This window comes from Rhizobacter sp. (assembly GCF_032229685.1).
Taxonomy (GTDB): Bacteria; Pseudomonadota; Gammaproteobacteria; order Burkholderiales; family Burkholderiaceae_C; genus LMDS01.
The window spans coordinates 171414-186207 of the sequence record NZ_JAVTWP010000012.1 but is presented as its reverse complement, the minus strand read 5'-3'; the positions used below and the strand labels follow the sequence as shown (position 1 = coordinate 186207).

Genomic DNA, 14794 nt, shown 5'->3' with positions numbered 1-14794 from the left:
CACGTCGCAGCTGCGAAGGAGTTCTTCATGTCCAAACAGGGCAACGAATCGGTAGTGAGTGAGCAAGGCGCGCGCGCCGGCGTGGAGCGAGCGGCGGAGCCGCCGCGCCTCGACGGCACGGGCGCCACGGAAGGCCCCCGTACAGTAACTACGGGGGGAAAGAAAGAAGCCGACAGCTTCCAAAGCCGTGACCAGCCCCCGAAAGGTTTCGACACCGAAACAGGCGAGCCTGTCGAGGTTTACGTCTTCAGTGAGCACAACGTGCAGGTCACTCGACACCTAGTCGTGGATGCTGCCGCGCCACCGCGGGCCGCGCAGCTCGATGCGCTCGCCTTCACGGTGCGGCCACCCGCGGCAGAATCGATGCGGTGGGTCATGGCGCAGATGCAGCGCTTTCTGCCAGTCGAGCGCCTCGAGCAGCGGAACGGTTGCTTTGGATTCAAGCAGTCAGTGCGCTTCGGGAGCGGCGCAGGCCTCATCGCCTGGGGCGGCGCGAGCCAGCGCGGTCACGTCTACTTCAGCATTCAAGGTCAGGGCTGCGCCATGGTCGAAGACTGGGCTGGTCTTGCAACCTGGCTGCGCGAACACGCGGCCAGCATCAAGCGCGCCGATGTGGCCTATGACGATTTCTGCGGCGAGGTTGCCAGCATTGCCTGGGCCATCGATCAGTACGCGGCCAGTGGATTCAACGCCGGAGGGCGCAAGCCGCGGCATCAAGTGTTCGGCGACTGGCTGGCGGGTGAATCGTCGTCCAAGGGCCGCACGCTCGGCATTGGCAGTCGCACGAGCGGCAAGTACTGCCGCATCTACGAAAAGGGCAAGCAGCTCGGGAACCCTTCAAGCCCTTGGACTCGCATCGAGGTCGAGTGGCACGGCAAGGATCGATTGATCCCCTACGAGCTGCTCACAGAGCCCGGGAAGTACTTGGCTGGGGCCTATCCCTGCCTCGCCTTCCTCAACGCGGAGCAGGCGCGCATCAAGACAATCGCCAATAGCGTGACGATCTCGTTCGATTCGGCTGTAGAGCACGGCAGGCAGCAGGTCGGCAAGCTGGTGAATCTGATGAGCCACGTGTACGGCGGTGATATGGGGCGCGTCGTGACGGAGTTGTGGCGCGACGGCATACCGGCGCGAATCGAACCGTACAGCTACCACTTGGCTGGCTCGCCGGAACGGCTCGATCCGGAGTCACCGGGCAGCTTCTCGTCAATGCTTCCATCGGACTGAGGGCCGGTCGTGTCCACCCTTGATCTCACGGAAGCCGCGCGGCTGCTGAAGGTTCATCCGAAGACGTTGCAGAAGCTGGCACGCAGCGGCGCGATGCCTGCCTGCAAGGTCGGTCGGGCTTGGGTCTTCGTCGAACGCTTGCTGATTGATCGGCTGGTGTCAGAATCACTCGCGCGTGTGTCCGTGGTCGATCTTCAGGAGAAATCTGAATGTCGCTCTACAGACGCAAGGACTCACGGTATTGGTGGGTCAAATTACCGCCCATCCGGGGTGAATCGAAGCCTTTACAGCAGGGCACTGGGACTACCGATCGACGAGAGGCGAAAGAGGTCCACGACCGACTCGCTCACTCACGATGGGAACAAGCCAGGCTCGGCGTAAAGCCTCGTCACGACTGGCAGGAGGCGGCCGAACGGTGGCTCTTGGAAACGAAGCACAAGGCCACGCACGGTGATGACATCGCAAAGCTTCGTTGGCTGCATCCTTACCTGGGAGACAAACGACTCGACGAGATCGACCGAACGTTGATTGATCGCATCAAGTTCGACCGCGAGAAGATCGCCAAAGGCGGAACGACGAATCGCTACCTCGCGTTGATACGCGCCATTCTGCGGCGTGCGTGCAATGAGTGGGAATGGACCGAGCGGGTACCGAAGTTCAAGATGTTCAAGGAAGCCGAAGGGCGGGTTCGCTCCCTGAGCCCCCAAGAGTTCGAAAAGCTGCGCCTAGAGCTACCGACACACCTAGCCGATATGGCTGTGTTTTCAGTGGCAACCGGGCTGCGACAGGCGAACGTGAAGGGACTTGAGTGGCAATGCGTGGACTTGGACCGCAAGCACGCATGGATACCGGGGAGCCAACACAAGAACGGCAGCCCGCATTCCGTACCGCTCAACGAGATGGCGTTGTCGGTGTTGCGCAGACAGGTTGGCAAACACCCCACGAAGGTGTTCACCCACAAGGGCGAGCCACTAGCCAACGTCTACACCAAGGCCTTCAAGGCAGCGCTGGAACGCGCAGGCATCGAGAACTTCAAGTGGCACGACTTGCGGCACACCTTTGCAACCTGGCATCGCCAGGCCGGAACACCGACACACGAGCTTCAACGGCTTGGGGGTTGGAAGACTGGGGCGATGGTTGAGCGCTACGCCCACTTGGCCCCAGAGGCTTTGCAGGGCGCAGCGAATCGGCTTGATGCGTTTGGTGGCTACGCTGCAGCTACGCAGAATGAACAAAGGACCTAGCACTTTCGCGCTAAGTCCTTGAATTCACTGGTGGCCTGGGGCGGAATCGAACCACCGACACGCGGATTTTCAATCCGCTGCTCTACCAACTGAGCTACCAGGCCGTGAGCCGACGATTATAGCTGGCTCGGCGGGCCTGCCCTCACAGCATGCCGCTGCGCTTGTTTCGCGACAGGTCCACACCCAGCTGTTTGAGCTTGCGGTACAGGTGGGTGCGCTCCAGCCCGGTCTTTTCGGCCACGCGCGTCATGCTGCCGTTTTCTTGCGCCAGGTGGAACTCGAAGTAGCTCTTCTCGAACGCGTCGCGCGCTTCGCGCAGCGGGCGGTCCAGGTCGAAGCTCTGCTCCGACTGCGGGCCCAGCATCAAAGGTGCGGTGGGCAGCATCACGCCGCCGGTCATGGCCGACTCGACGGTGAGGCCGGCGTCGTTGTGCAGGTTGTTGCCGGTATTCGCCGCCGTGCCCGTGCGCGAGGCTGGCTTGGCCAGGCCCTGCTCCACCGCACGCAACAGCTTCTGCAGGGTGATCGGCTTTTCCAGGAAGGCCATCGCGCCGAACTTGGTGGCCTCGACGGCGGTGTCGATCGTGCCGTGGCCGCTCATCATGATGACCGGCATGTTCAGCAGCGAGGTGGCGCCCCATTCCTTCAGCAGCGTGATGCCGTCGACGTCGGGCATCCAGATGTCGAGCAGCACAAGGTCGGGGCGCAGGCGTTCGCGGCAGGCGCGGGCCTGCGCGGCGTTTTCGGCCAGCTCGATCGTGTGGCCTTCGTCGGCCAATATTTCCGACAGCAGCGCGCGGATGCCGAGTTCGTCGTCAACTACAAGAATGGTCGCCATGGATGCTCAGTGCGCTTCGGCCCGATCGTTGGCCGCGGGTGCGCGGTTCGGGTCGGCCGGTGCGAATTTCGCGAATGATAGCGAGACTTGCGCCCCGCGCGCCACAGGCGCCCCGCCCTCGCCTTCGGCGTTGCTGCCCAGGTTGGTGATGCGCACCCGCGCGCCATGTTCGTCGGCGATCTTCTTCACCACCGCCAGCCCCAGGCCGGTGCCCTTGCTCTTGGTGGTGACGTAGGGCTCGAAAGCCCGCTTGAGCACCTTGTCTGAAAAGCCCGGGCCGTTGTCGATCACGTGCAGGCGCACCACGCGCGGCTGGCCCTGTTCGTTGCGCGCCACCTCGGTTTCGATGCGCACGCGGCCGTCGGCCTGCTCGTTCACGGCGTCGAGCGCGTTCTGCACGAGGTTGTGGATCACCTGGCGCAGCTGGGTGCTGTCACCCACGATCGCCGGCAGCGCAGCGCCGAGCTTCGCGCCGAGCCGGCCGGCTTCCTGCGCGTTGCCGTACAGGCCCAGCACTTCGCTGACGAGCGCATTCAGGTCGAGCGGCGCCAGGTGCGCGGCCGGCAGGCGGGCGTAGTCGCGGAACTCGTTGACCAGCGCCTTCATCGCCTGCACCTGGTTGACGATGGTGTCGACCGATCGGGCGAGCATGGCCTGGTCGGCCCCTTCGAGCTTGTTGCCGAGCTTGTGCTGCAGGCGCTCGGCCGACAACTGGATCGGCGTGAGCGGGTTCTTGATCTCGTGCGCCAGGCGCCGCGCCACTTCGCTCCAGGCCTCGCTGCGCTGCGCCGAGACGAGCTCGGTGATGTCGTCGAACACCATCAGCCGCGCGCCGTGCGGCATGGCCGCGCCACGCACGAGCAGCGTGGTCGAGTCGCGGTCGCGGCCGTCCATCGCCTGCGTCTGCAGCTCGAACGAGTCTTGCCAGTGGTCCCGCTCGCCGGCCTCGGGGCTGGCAGCGTGCAGCTCGAAGCGCTGCCACACCGCCTGCGCGAAAGCGCCGATGCCGGGCACGTCGGTCAGCGGCCGGCCGCGGTAGGCCGAGAGCGGCAAACGCACGATGCGCGTGGCGCCGGGGTTCACGGTGTCGATGTTGCCGGCGCGGTCGAACACGATCACGCCGGCGGTCAGGTTGTCGAGAATGGTCTGCAGGTTGGCGCGCGCGCCTTCCACCTGCACCACGCTGCGCTGCACCAGCGAGCGCGCGTCTGAGAGCTGCTCGGTCATGTCGGCGAAAGAACGGGTCAGCCCGCCGAGCTCGTCGCCCGAGGCGAACACGGCCTTGGTGCTCAGGTCGCCCTGCGCCACCTGGCGCATGCCGTCGGCCAGCAGCAGCAGCGGGCGCGCGAGCTGGTTGCCGAAAGCCACCGCCATCAACAAGGCGCCGAACACCGCCAGCACCAGCGCGAGCGTGAGCGTGCCGATGTACATCTGGCGCAGCCCGGTGCGGGCCAGGGCGCGCAGCTGGTATTCGCGGTAGGCCGTCTGCACCGCCAGGGCGTTGGCGGCCAGCGTGGGGGGCAGCAACTGCGTGACCAGCAGGTAGTGGTCTTCTTCGCCGAGCGCGAAGCTGGTGCTCGGGATGTAGGCCAGTGCCCGCACCCGCGCAGCACCGGCGCTGCCGGTGGCATTGGCGTCTTCGTCGAGCCCGACCAGTTCGCTCACCACGCGTGCGCTGCGCGCCTGGCGCAGCAGCGTGGCGGCCGGGCGCTCGGGCATCCAGCGCTCGGCCGTGGCGCCGGTGGTCAGCAGGCTCTGGCCGGCGGCGCCGACGATCGAGATGTCTTGCGCCGAGAGCTGCTCGCGCAGCCGCTCCAGCGCCAGCGGCTGAGCTGCACCGGGGGTGTCGCCCAGGCGCTCGGCGGCCAGGCGGGTCTTGGCGGCCACGTCGCTCACCACCGAGTCGAGCGTGCCCTTGCCGAGCTTCAGGCCGGCGTCGAGCGCGGTTTCGACCTTCACGTCGAACCAGCTCTCGATGCTGCGCGAGACGAACTGGTAACTCACGGTGTAGATCAGCACGCCCGGCACCACGCCGACGAGCGCGAAGATCGCCGCCAGCTTGAGCAGCAGGCGGCTGCCGAACTTGCGCCGCCGCACACGCAGCAGCAGGCGCACCGCGGCGATCGCGATCACCAGCACCAGCAAGCTGGCAACGACCAGGTTGACCCAGAACAGCCAGACGTAGTGGCGCTCGTACAGTGCCGGGTTGTTGGTGGCGATCGACAGCAAAAACGCCAGCACCAGGCCGGTGCCGGTGGCCGCCACGGTGGAGATGATCCACGCCCAGCGTGTCGCTTTTTTCATGGGGCTGACTGCCGCGCCTGAAGGGCTGTCAGTTGATGCGCTGGACCCGCTGCACGGCGTAGTTCCAGTCGGCCTGGCCGCCGACGCCGATCTGCATCGGCCGCGGCAGCAGCGTGGTGTCGAGCCGGTAGCTGAACTCTACGTAGTGGCGGCTGCCGTCGGCCAGTTGCGTGGCCTCGGCGATCTTCCAGCGCGAGGTGCGGCTGATGGCCGCGAAGGCTTCTTCGCGGCTGTTGTAGTTCTGGCTCAGGCCGCCGAAGGTGACGCGGTAGGTCGAGGTGAGCGGCTGGTACACGATGCGCCAGATGCGCACGGCGTTGGCCACGCGCAGGTCACGCCAGTACCAGCGGTCGCGGAAGATCTCGGCCTCGGCCACGAAGTACAGCGGCACGGCCTTGCCGAGCGCGTCGTCCACGCTGCGCGACAACTCGCCGTTGACGGCGTAGGTCAGCAGCACGCCTTCTTCGTTGTGCACCACTTCGAAGTTCGCGAGTTGCGGGTCGGCGGCGCGGGCCGCGGGCACGAGCCACAGCGCCATCAGCACCAGGCCCTGAAGCAGCACGGCCCAGCCCCGCCGGCCGCGCTGCGATGCGCGGGGCCGGGAAACAGGGTGTGCCGATACCGCGCTGTGCATGGGGCCGTGGACCTCAGGTCTTCTCTAGCAGGGCGTAATAGAACCCGTCACCCGGCGCGGGTTCAGCTGTCGCCGGGTGCTCGCTTCCATTGTCGGGCAGTGGCAGCAGGTGGCCGGGCGATGGGGGGCTGGCGGCCAGCTTCGCGCCGGGCTGGCGTTGCAAAAAAGCGTCGATGCCGGCCTGGCCCTCGGCCTTGAAGACCGAACAGGTGCAATACAGCAGCCGGCCGCCGGGCTTGAGCAAAGGCCACAGCGCGTCGAGCAGACGGGCCTGGGTGTGTGCCAGCGTGTCGATGTCGGTGGCTCGGCGCAGCCAGCGCACGTCGGGGTGGCGGCGCACGATGCCGGCGGCGCTGCAAGGCGCGTCGAGCAATATCGCGTCGAACGGCCGGCCGTCCCACCAGGCCGACGGGTCGCCGGCATCGGCGGCCACGCTGCGGGCCGTGAGGCCGAGCCGCGCCAGCGTCTCGTGCACCCGCTGCAGGCGTTGGGCATCGCTGTCGAGCGCCAGCACGTCGAGATCGGCCAGCTCCAGCAGGTGCGCCGTCTTGCCGCCGGGGGCGGCGCAGGCGTCGAGCACACGCGCGCCGGGCGGCAGGCCGGGGCCGATCAACAACGGTGCGGCAAGCTGCGCGGCGGCGTCTTGCACCGACACATCACCTTGCGCGAAGCCGGGCAGTTGTGTCACCGGGCGCGGCTCGGCCAGCGTCACGGCGTGCGGGCCGCTGGCTTGCGCCGGGATGCCGGCCTCGGCCAGCCGGGCCACATAGGCAGGCGCCGTGGTTCGGCGCGCGTTGACCCGCAATGTCATCGGCGGGTGGGCGTTGTTGGCCTCGAGAATCGCCTGCCACTGCGCGGGCCAGTCGGCCTTCAGCCGGTCGATCCACCAGCGCGGGTGGTTGTAGCGCGCCATCGGATCGCGCAGCGCGGCTTCGACGAGCGTGTCTCGCTCGCGCAGAAAGCGCCGCAGCACCGCGTTGACAAAAGCCGCGCTCTGCCGGGCGCGCTGGCGCGCCGCGTCGACCGCCTGGTCGACGAGCGTGTGCTCGCCATAACGCGACTCGGCCGCCGGCCAGAGCAGCGCCAGTGCCGTGAGCAGCAAGGCGTCGACCGCCGGCGCGGGCGCTTTCGGGGCCAGTTGCGCGCGCAAGGCCTGCGCGGCGCCGAGCCAGCGCAGTGCGTGGAAGCTCAGCGCCTGGGCGCCGGGCCGGGCCGCCGCCGGGCAGGCCGCCAGCGCGGCGTTGAGCGAGCGGCCGGCGCGCACCGCCTGCACCGCGTCGGCCGCATGGTTCAGCAGCCGGGCGAGCGGCAGCGAAGCTGGCGGAGACGTTGGTGCGGTGACGGTATTCACCGCGCGCAGTCTACGGTCTGGGCTGTGGCGCCCGCCCGATTCCCTTGGCTGCGGTACGCTCTCTGGCTGATCACCCCCGAAAGTGACCGATGCGCGGCGAGAACCCGACCCCGATTTTCAGAACCGAAGAAGACCTGTCGCGCCTGGCGGCGTCGGAGCGCATCCGTTACCGCCTGGTCGGTGCGCAGTGCCGCTTCCACGCCAACGACAACATCTCGGCCTTCATCGAAGACGGCGAGATCGACGAGTTGCGCACCGAGGTCGAAGCGAAGATGCAGGAGGTGCTGCGCTCGCTCGTCATCGACACCGAGAGCGACCACAACACCAACGAAACGGCCAAGCGCGTGGCCAAGATGTTCCTGACCGAAGTGTTCCGCGGGCGCTACGTGCCGATGCCGTCGGTCACCGAGTTCCCGAACGCGTCGCGGCTGAACGAGCTGATGATCGTCGGCCCGATCAAGGTGCGCAGCGCCTGCTCGCACCACCTGTGCCCGATCATGGGCAAGGTCTGGATCGGCATCATGCCGAACGAACACTCGAACCTGATCGGCCTGAGCAAGTACGCGCGCATCTGCGACTGGATCATGAGCCGCCCGCAGATCCAGGAAGAGGCGGTCACGATGCTGGCCAACGAATTGCAGGCACGGGTCAAGCCCGACGGCCTGGCCATCGTGATGGAAGCCGACCACTTCTGCATGCACTGGCGCGGCGTCAAGGACGACGAGTCGATGATGACCAACAGCGTGATGCGCGGCGCCTTCCTGAAAGACGCCAACCTGCGGCGCGAATTCCTGTCGCTGCTCAGCAAGAAAGTTTGAGGACAAGAACATGTTGACCCCGAGTCTCACTACGTTCGCCGCCCCCCAAGGGGGTGCAGTTCCCCTTGGGGCGGCCCGGCGGGAGAACTGACATGCTGGTACGACTGATGTATGCGAGCCGCGCCACCGAGCCGGTGCGGCAGGATTCGCTGCAGGCGATCCTGAAGAAGTCCACCCTCAACAACCCGCCCGCGGGCGTGACAGGCGTGTTGTGTTTTTCGGGCGACATCTTCCTGCAGGTGCTCGAAGGCGGGCGTTCGCAGGTGAGCGCCCTGTACAACCGCATTGCGCAAGACCCGCGCCACCGCGACGTGGTGCTGCTCAGCTACGACGAGATCGAAGAGCGCAGCTTCGCCGGCTGGGCGATGGGCCAGGTCAACATGAACCGGCTGAACCCGGCGCTGCTGCTGAAGTACTCGGAATCGGCGGTGCTCGACCCGTACGCGGTGTCGGGCAAGGCCTCGGCCGCGCTGTTCAACGAACTGGTGGCGACCGCTTCGGTGGTGTGCCTCGGCTGAGGCAGAAGCTCAGAGACCCAGCCAGACGCCCATCGCCATCAACGCCGCCTGGTCGTAGGCCGCGAAGCCCTGCCACTTGGTGGGCGCGAGCTTCTTCTTGCCATCTTCAGTCGCGTCGAGCGACAAGAGGTAGTCGCGCACCGCGTCGACATCGGCGGCGCTCATGCTGGGGCTGGCGATGATGTGCTTGATGGGCACCGGCTTCGACTGCGCCAGCACCTTGCCGCCCTTGGCCTTCCAGTCCTTGATCACGCCGCCGGCGGCGGTCGCGCCCGACAGCGTCAGGTTGTTCTCGACGAAGAACGGCACGGCGTCCTGGTAGCGGGTGTAGACGTAGCTCACCTGCTTGGCATCACCCAGCGCGTCGCGGATGCTCGCGCGGATCATCCACGCGGTGATCGAATCTTCGTCGGGCGCGCCGAGCTTGCTGCCCTTCAGTTCGGCGAGCGAGGTCAGCTTGGAATCGGCCTTCACGAGGAAGTTGGCGCGGTAGTCCTGAAAGCCCTTGGTCACGGCCACGAGCTTGTAGCCGGAGTTCTTCATCGCCACGATCGACAGGTGCGCCGGGTGCACCATCGCCAGATCGTAGGCCTTGTCGGCCAGCCCCTGGCGCAGGGCAGGGTAACCGCCGATCGGCTCGATGACAACCGGCTGCCTCAGCAGCTTGGTCAGGTCGGCAGCGATGGCAGCGTACTTCGCGCGGATTTCTTCGTTCGGCACGCGGTAGGTCACGCCTTCGTTCACAGCGAACACCAGCGCGTGCGACAGCGTCGACGACGCTGCCAGAAGCAGCGCCACACCCCAGCGCTTGAAAATCGGTTTCATCTTGTTTCCTTGCGGCGAAAAAGCACCGAAGGCAGGAGTTTCCGCGCTTTTGAACGGTGAACCCATGTCTCACTCGGCCACGCGGCGGGGCAGCGTGGCGTTTTGCACACCACCCTGCCGACGCTACGAGGCCTTCTTGGCGGCGGCCTTGCGCGGGGCGGCCTTCTTCGCAGCAGGCGCTTTCTTCGCGGCGGGCGTCTTCACTTCGACCTCGGCCTCGGCTGCGGGCGCCTTGTCGGCCGCCGCCGTCTTGGCCGCCGGCCCCTTGCCCGGCCGCGCCACGCGCGGCTCGAACTCGAAGCTGACCTTGCCTTCCTTCTTGTCGTAGGCCAGGCGCGCCTTGAACTTGCGACGGGTCTTGTTGGAGACGAAGTTCTCCAGCAGGTCGGTCTTGCCGCTGGCGAGCAGCTTCGTCATCTGCTCGCGCGCCACCGGCTGCTGCAGGATGATCTTGCCGCTCTTGAAGTCGCAGGTCACGTTGGCGCCGACCGCGTGCTCGCACACATAACTCGTGCCGTGCTCGTACACGCGGCCCTGATCCTTCGGGCAATGCCCCAGGCTTTCCTGGGCCGAGAAGTCGATCGGCTCGCCCGACTCGCCGGCATTCTTCGCGTCTTCGCCGAAGTCGAATTCGAGCTTCCAGTTCTTGATCTCGTCGTCGAACGCGAGCTTGAGTTCGGCGGTGAAAGGCCAACCCGCCTTCGAGCGAAAACCTTCGAGCGGGCCGATCTTCTTGTCGGCGAGAAAGGTCTCCACTTCGTCGAGCTCGAACGAGCGCGAGCCCGGAATCTTGCTGATCGAGAAGCCGCAGCCTTCGGCGGCGCCCGGCTTGCCGGTGCAGGCGAAGCGGCGGTAGTTTTCCTTCACGACGCCACCGCAGTTCGGGCACGGTGTCTTCAGCGTCGCGTAGTCGCCGGGGATCGTGTCGCGGTCGTATTCCTTGGCTTTCTTGACGATGCGCTCGGCCATCGCCGCGATCTCGGCCATGAAGGTCTCGCGCTCGAGCTTGCCCTTTTCCATCTCGGAGAGCTGGTATTCCCAGTTGCCGGTGAGTTCGGGCTTGGTCAGGTCTTCCACGCCCAGCCCGCGCAGCAGCGTCATCAACTGGAAGGCCTTGGCGCCCGGCACCAGCTCGCGGCCTTCGCGGTGGATGTACTTCTCGTAGATCAGCCCCTCGATGATGGCCGCGCGCGTGGCCGGCGTGCCCAGGCCCTTTTCCTGCATCGCTTCGCGCAGTTCGTCGTCGTCGATGAGCTTGCCGGCGCCTTCCATCGCGCTGAGCAGCGTCGCCTCGGTGTAGCGCGCGGGCGGCTTGGTCTTGAGTGCGTTCACGACCACGTCTTCGGTGCGCACGATCTCGCCCGGCGCCACGGCCACCAGGTTGGCGTCGTCTTCCTGCGCTTCGCGGCCGTAGACGGCGAGCCACCCGGGCTTGACCATCACCTTGCCGTTGGTCTGGAACTTGTATTCCTTGCCTTCGTTCGCGACCGTCGAGATGCGCGTCGTGACCATGAACTCGGCGCTCGGGAAAAACACCGCGAGAAACCGCTTGACCACCATGTCGTAGAGCTTGGCCTCGATCTCCGAGAGGCTCTTCGGCGCCATCAGCGTCGGGATGATCGCGAAGTGGTCCGACACCTTGGCGTTGTCGAAGATCTTCTTGTTCGGCTTGACGTAGCCTTCCTTGACCGCCGTCTTCGCATGTGCGGCCAGAGCGCGCAGCGGGCCGGGCATGTCTTCGGTGGAGATCATCTTCATCGTCTGCTTGACGACGTCGACGTAGTCTTCGGGCAGGTGCTTGCTGTCGGTTCGCGGGTAGGTGAGCACCTTGTGCTTTTCGTACAGCGCCTGCGCGATGCTCAGCGTGGTCTTGGCACTGAAGCCCAGGCGCGAATTGGCCTCGCGCTGCAGCGTGGTCAGGTCGTACAGGCCGGGCGAGCTCTGCGTGCTGGGCTTGGCCTCTTCGCTCACGCTGGCGGGCTGGCCGAGCGCGGCGTCCATGATCGCGCGGGCGTCGCGCTCGTTCCACAGGCGGTCGGCGCGCGCTTCGGCGTCGTCGGGGTTCTTCTTCCACTTCGGGTCGAACCACTTGCCCTCGTACTCGCCGGCCTGGGCCGCGAACGTGGCCTTGATCTCCCAGTAGTCGCGCGAGACGTGCTTGCGGATCTTCTCTTCGCGTTCGACCATGATCGACAGCGTGGGTGTCTGCACCCGGCCCACGGTGGTGAGGAAGAAGCCGCCGTCGCGCGAGTTGAAGGCCGTCATCGCGCGCGTGCCGTTGATGCCCACCAGCCAGTCGGCCTCGGAGCGGCAGCGCGCGGCGCTGGCCAGCGGCAACATCTGCGCGTCGCTGCGCAGGTGCTCGAAGCCGTCGCGGATGGCCGCCGGCGTCATGCTCTGCAGCCACAGCCGCTTGACCGGGTGCTTGCTCTTGCTGTGCTGCTGGATCAGGCGAAAGATCAGCTCGCCTTCGCGGCCCGCGTCGCAGGCGTTGATGAGCTCGCTCACGTCCTTGCGCTTGACGAGCTTCATGATCGCGCCGAGCCGGCCCTTGCTCTTGTCGATCGGGTTCAGCTCGAAGTGCGGCGGGATCACCGGCAGGTTCGCGAAGCTCCATTTGCCCCGCTTGACGTCGAACTCTTCGGGCGCCTTGATCTCCAGCAGGTGGCCCACGGCCGACGTGACGAGAAAGGTGTCGCTCTCGAAGTATTCGTCGTGTTTGTCGAACTTGCCGGCGCTGGGGGTGAGGGCGCGCACGATGTCCTGCGCGACAGAAGGCTTCTCGGCAATGATCAGGGACTTGCTCATGTTTCTTTCGTCAATGGGCGGGGCCACGCCACCGCATCAATACAATCCGGGCTTCTCGCGCGCACGCACACGCGCGCGCACCCATGATTTCAATGTACCCAAAGAATCCGATGACGCAAGCCGCCGCCGCCAACGACCCTTCGCCCACTTCTGCCAAGGCCAGTGGCCGCCGCATCCAGGTGCGCCTGTCGGGCGTGCACGGCAAGGGCGTGTTCGCAGTGGCGCCGATCAAGCGCGACGACTTCATCATCGAGTACAAGGGCGAGGTCATCACCTGGAAGGAAGCGCTGCGCCGCCACCCGCACGACCCGAAAGACCCCGACCACACCTTCTACTTCCACGTCGATGACAAGCATGTGATCGACGCCAAGGTCGGCGGCAACGCGGCGCGCTGGATCAACCACGCCTGCAGCCCCAACTGCGAGGCCGACGAAGTCGGCGGCCGGGTCTTCATCAAGGCGCTGCGCGCCATCAAGCCCGGCGAAGAGTTGTTCTACGACTACGGCCTGATCATCGACGAGCGCTACACGCCCAAGCTCAAGAAGCAGTTCGAGTGCCGCTGCGGCACCAAGGGCTGCCGCGGCACCATGCTCGCCCCCAAGCGCTGACGCACACGCACCATGCCCGAACAATCGCTGCAGTGGGGCGCCGAAGCCTTGTGGCAACAGCTCGAACCGCTGTTGCCAGGCCTCAGCGTCGAGGTCGTCCATAGCACGATCTCGACCAACACCGCCCTGCTCGACCGCGCCCGCGTGGTCCAGGAAAGCGAACTCGAAGCCGGCAACGTGCAGGTGCGCCGCAGTGTCGAGAGTGCTGCTTTCGGGCGGCGCGCGGTCGACGTGCAGCCCTGCCTGCTGGTGGCCGAGAACCAGATCGGCGGCCGCGGCCGGCAAGGCCGCGCCTGGAAGTCTGCGCCGGGCTCGTCGCTCACCTTTTCGCTCAGCCTGCCCCTGGCGAGCAGCGACTGGTCGGGCCTGTCGCTGGCCGTGGGCGTGGCGCTGGCCGACGCGCTCGACGCCACGCCGGGCAGCCTGCGCATCGGCCTGAAGTGGCCCAACGACCTGTGGCTCGTGGCCGAGGGCCAGGAAGGCCGCAAGCTCGGTGGCGTGCTGATCGAGACCGTGGCGGCCGGGCCGCAACGGCTGGTCGTCATCGGCGTGGGCCTGAACATCCTGCCCTTCGGTGCCGACGACTTCGCCAGCGGCTTCGGGGCGATCCAGGAGCTGGCCCCCACCAGCACCGCGCCGAGCGTGCTGGCGCAGGTGATCGTGCCGCTGGTGCACGCGCTCAAGCGCTTCGAGGCCGAAGGCTTCGCGGCTTTCGCGGCTGGCTTCGCGGCCCGCGACCTGCTGTGCGGCCGGGCCGTGCGCACCACGCAGGCCGACGCGATCGACGGCGTGGCGCAAGGCGTTTCAGAGCACGGCGAACTGCTGGTCCAGACCGACGCCGGGCTGAAGCGCGTGTCGAGCGGCGAAGTCAGCGTGCGCCTGCGAGGCAACTCGTTGCAGGCGCCGCTCGGCCCGCGCTGAAGGCGGCGCGATGCTCAGGCTGGTGCTGCTCGCGCTGATCCTCGCGAACGTGGGCTTCTATTCCTGGAGCCAGGGCTGGCTCGACGGCGTGGTGGGCGTTCGCGCCATCGGCGACCGCGAACCCGAGCGCCTGGCGCGCCAGGTGCGGCCCGAGACCGTGCAGATCCTGCCACCTGAAGCGGCGGCCTCGAGCGTGAAGGCCAGCGCAGCGCCGGTCTGCCTGGAAGCCGGCCCGTTTGGCGGCCCCGAGCTGGTGGCTGCGAACGCGGCGCTGAAACAGGCCTTGCCCAACGCCGCCGAGGGCAGCTGGGCCGAAGTGAAAACCGAAACCCCGGGCACGTGGATCGTCTACATGGGCAAGTTCGTCGACACCGAAGGCCTGACGAAAAAAGAGCAGGAGCTCAAGCGCCTGAAGCTCGACTTCGAAGTGGTGCGCACGCCGCCCGCACTCGACCGCGGCCTGTCGCTCGGGCGCTTCGACGTGCGCGCTGCCGCCGACGCCGCGCTCGAGCGCTTCACGCAGCAAGGTGTTCGCACGGCACGGGTGGTTGAACTCAGCCCCGTGGGCAGCGCGACCTGGCTGCGCGCAGCGCGCGCCGACGAAACGCTGGCGGCCCAGCTGCTGGCGCTCAAGGCCGGCAGCGTGGGCAAGGGTTTCGTGCCCTGCGCGAAGGCGCCGTAGCGCCGCGGGTCGACGC

Annotated in this window: 13 protein-coding genes, 1 tRNA gene and 1 pseudogene; 8 read left to right on the top strand and 7 right to left on the bottom strand. The window is 66.8% G+C overall.

Annotation, left to right across the window (positions count from 1 at the left end; translation table 11 throughout):
- The first annotated feature begins 27 nt into the window (after positions 1–27).
- The 3 genes and pseudogenes from AC30PD_RS06485 to AC30PD_RS06475 all read left to right on the top strand — a co-directional run bounded on the left by AC30PD_RS06485 (position 28) and on the right by AC30PD_RS06475 (position 2471).
- Positions 28–1227, top strand: a complete 1200-nt coding sequence (locus AC30PD_RS06485) for a replication initiation factor domain-containing protein (protein ID WP_489534833.1) — start codon at positions 28–30, stop codon at positions 1225–1227.
- 9 nt (positions 1228–1236) lie between these two features.
- Positions 1237–1344 (top strand): annotated as a pseudogene (locus AC30PD_RS06480) (helix-turn-helix domain-containing protein); the annotation flags it as partial.
- Positions 1345–1436: 92 nt separating this feature from the next.
- Positions 1437–2471: a tyrosine-type recombinase/integrase gene (locus AC30PD_RS06475; protein WP_489534832.1), complete on the top strand. Its 1035-nt coding sequence runs from the start codon at positions 1437–1439 to the stop codon at positions 2469–2471.
- 28 nt (positions 2472–2499) lie between these two features.
- Here AC30PD_RS06475 and AC30PD_RS06470 read toward each other — a convergent pair.
- The 5 genes from AC30PD_RS06470 to rsmB all read right to left on the bottom strand — a co-directional run bounded on the left by AC30PD_RS06470 (position 2500) and on the right by rsmB (position 7598).
- A tRNA-Phe gene (locus AC30PD_RS06470) sits at positions 2500–2575 on the bottom strand.
- A 38-nt stretch (positions 2576–2613) separates the two neighbouring features.
- Positions 2614–3309, bottom strand: a complete 696-nt coding sequence (locus AC30PD_RS06465) for a response regulator (RefSeq protein WP_489534831.1) — start codon at positions 3307–3309, stop codon at positions 2614–2616.
- Positions 3310–3315: 6 nt separating this feature from the next.
- Positions 3316–5613, bottom strand: a complete 2298-nt coding sequence (locus AC30PD_RS06460) for a sensor histidine kinase (protein WP_489534830.1) — start codon at positions 5611–5613, stop codon at positions 3316–3318.
- Between the two features lie 28 nt (positions 5614–5641).
- Complete coding sequence (locus tag AC30PD_RS06455; protein ID WP_489534829.1) at positions 5642–6175, bottom strand: DUF4390 domain-containing protein; 534 nt, start codon at positions 6173–6175, stop codon at positions 5642–5644.
- Positions 6176–6260: 85 nt separating this feature from the next.
- The gene (gene rsmB / locus AC30PD_RS06450; protein WP_489534828.1) at positions 6261–7598 is read right to left on the bottom strand and encodes a 16S rRNA (cytosine(967)-C(5))-methyltransferase RsmB; all 1338 of its coding nucleotides are present in this window, start codon (positions 7596–7598) and stop codon (positions 6261–6263) included.
- A gap of 89 nt (positions 7599–7687) precedes the next feature.
- On the opposite strand from rsmB, the gene folE reads away from it, so the two are divergent.
- Entirely contained in the window at positions 7688–8416 is a 729-nt protein-coding gene (folE, locus tag AC30PD_RS06445) for a GTP cyclohydrolase I (protein ID WP_489534827.1), read from the top strand.
- Between the two features lie 92 nt (positions 8417–8508).
- A complete protein-coding gene (locus AC30PD_RS06440; RefSeq protein ID WP_489534826.1) occupies positions 8509–8934 on the top strand; it encodes a BLUF domain-containing protein in 426 nt (141 codons plus the stop codon).
- 9 nt (positions 8935–8943) lie between these two features.
- Here AC30PD_RS06440 and AC30PD_RS06435 read toward each other — a convergent pair whose 3' ends face one another.
- A complete protein-coding gene (locus AC30PD_RS06435) occupies positions 8944–9759 on the bottom strand; it encodes a phosphate/phosphite/phosphonate ABC transporter substrate-binding protein (protein WP_489534825.1) in 816 nt (271 codons plus the stop codon).
- Positions 9760–9882: 123 nt separating this feature from the next.
- The gene (locus AC30PD_RS06430) at positions 9883–12567 is read right to left on the bottom strand and encodes a DNA topoisomerase III (protein ID WP_489534824.1); all 2685 of its coding nucleotides are present in this window, start codon (positions 12565–12567) and stop codon (positions 9883–9885) included.
- A 110-nt stretch (positions 12568–12677) separates the two neighbouring features.
- On the opposite strand from AC30PD_RS06430, the gene AC30PD_RS06425 reads away from it, so the two are divergent.
- The 3 genes from AC30PD_RS06425 to AC30PD_RS06415 are packed head-to-tail and all read left to right on the top strand — an operon-like array spanning position 12678 to position 14778.
- Positions 12678–13175, top strand: coding sequence for an SET domain-containing protein (locus AC30PD_RS06425; protein WP_489534823.1), 498 nt, complete (start codon positions 12678–12680; stop codon positions 13173–13175).
- Positions 13176–13187: 12 nt separating this feature from the next.
- A complete protein-coding gene (locus AC30PD_RS06420) occupies positions 13188–14096 on the top strand; it encodes a biotin--[acetyl-CoA-carboxylase] ligase (protein ID WP_489534822.1) in 909 nt (302 codons plus the stop codon).
- A 10-nt stretch (positions 14097–14106) separates the two neighbouring features.
- A complete protein-coding gene (locus tag AC30PD_RS06415; protein ID WP_489534821.1) occupies positions 14107–14778 on the top strand; it encodes a hypothetical protein in 672 nt (223 codons plus the stop codon).
- Positions 14779–14794: the final 16 nt, after the last annotated feature.

Excerpts from the sequence above, each read along its gene's own strand:
- AC30PD_RS06485 (WP_489534833.1), top strand. The coding sequence starts at position 28 with ATGTCCAAACAGGGCAACGAATCGGTAGTGAGTGAGCAAGGCGCGCGC.
- AC30PD_RS06475 (WP_489534832.1), top strand. The coding sequence starts at position 1,437 with ATGTCGCTCTACAGACGCAAGGACTCACGGTATTGGTGGGTCAAATTA.
- AC30PD_RS06465 (WP_489534831.1), bottom strand. The coding sequence starts at position 3,309 with ATGGCGACCATTCTTGTAGTTGACGACGAACTCGGCATCCGCGCGCTG.
- AC30PD_RS06460 (WP_489534830.1), bottom strand. The coding sequence starts at position 5,613 with ATGAAAAAAGCGACACGCTGGGCGTGGATCATCTCCACCGTGGCGGCC.
- folE (WP_489534827.1), top strand. The coding sequence starts at position 7,688 with ATGCGCGGCGAGAACCCGACCCCGATTTTCAGAACCGAAGAAGACCTG.
- AC30PD_RS06440 (WP_489534826.1), top strand. The coding sequence starts at position 8,509 with ATGCTGGTACGACTGATGTATGCGAGCCGCGCCACCGAGCCGGTGCGG.
- AC30PD_RS06435 (WP_489534825.1), bottom strand. The coding sequence starts at position 9,759 with ATGAAACCGATTTTCAAGCGCTGGGGTGTGGCGCTGCTTCTGGCAGCG.
- AC30PD_RS06430 (WP_489534824.1), bottom strand. The coding sequence starts at position 12,567 with ATGAGCAAGTCCCTGATCATTGCCGAGAAGCCTTCTGTCGCGCAGGAC.
- AC30PD_RS06425 (WP_489534823.1), top strand. The coding sequence starts at position 12,678 with ATGACGCAAGCCGCCGCCGCCAACGACCCTTCGCCCACTTCTGCCAAG.
- AC30PD_RS06420 (WP_489534822.1), top strand. The coding sequence starts at position 13,188 with ATGCCCGAACAATCGCTGCAGTGGGGCGCCGAAGCCTTGTGGCAACAG.
- AC30PD_RS06415 (WP_489534821.1), top strand. The coding sequence starts at position 14,107 with ATGCTCAGGCTGGTGCTGCTCGCGCTGATCCTCGCGAACGTGGGCTTC.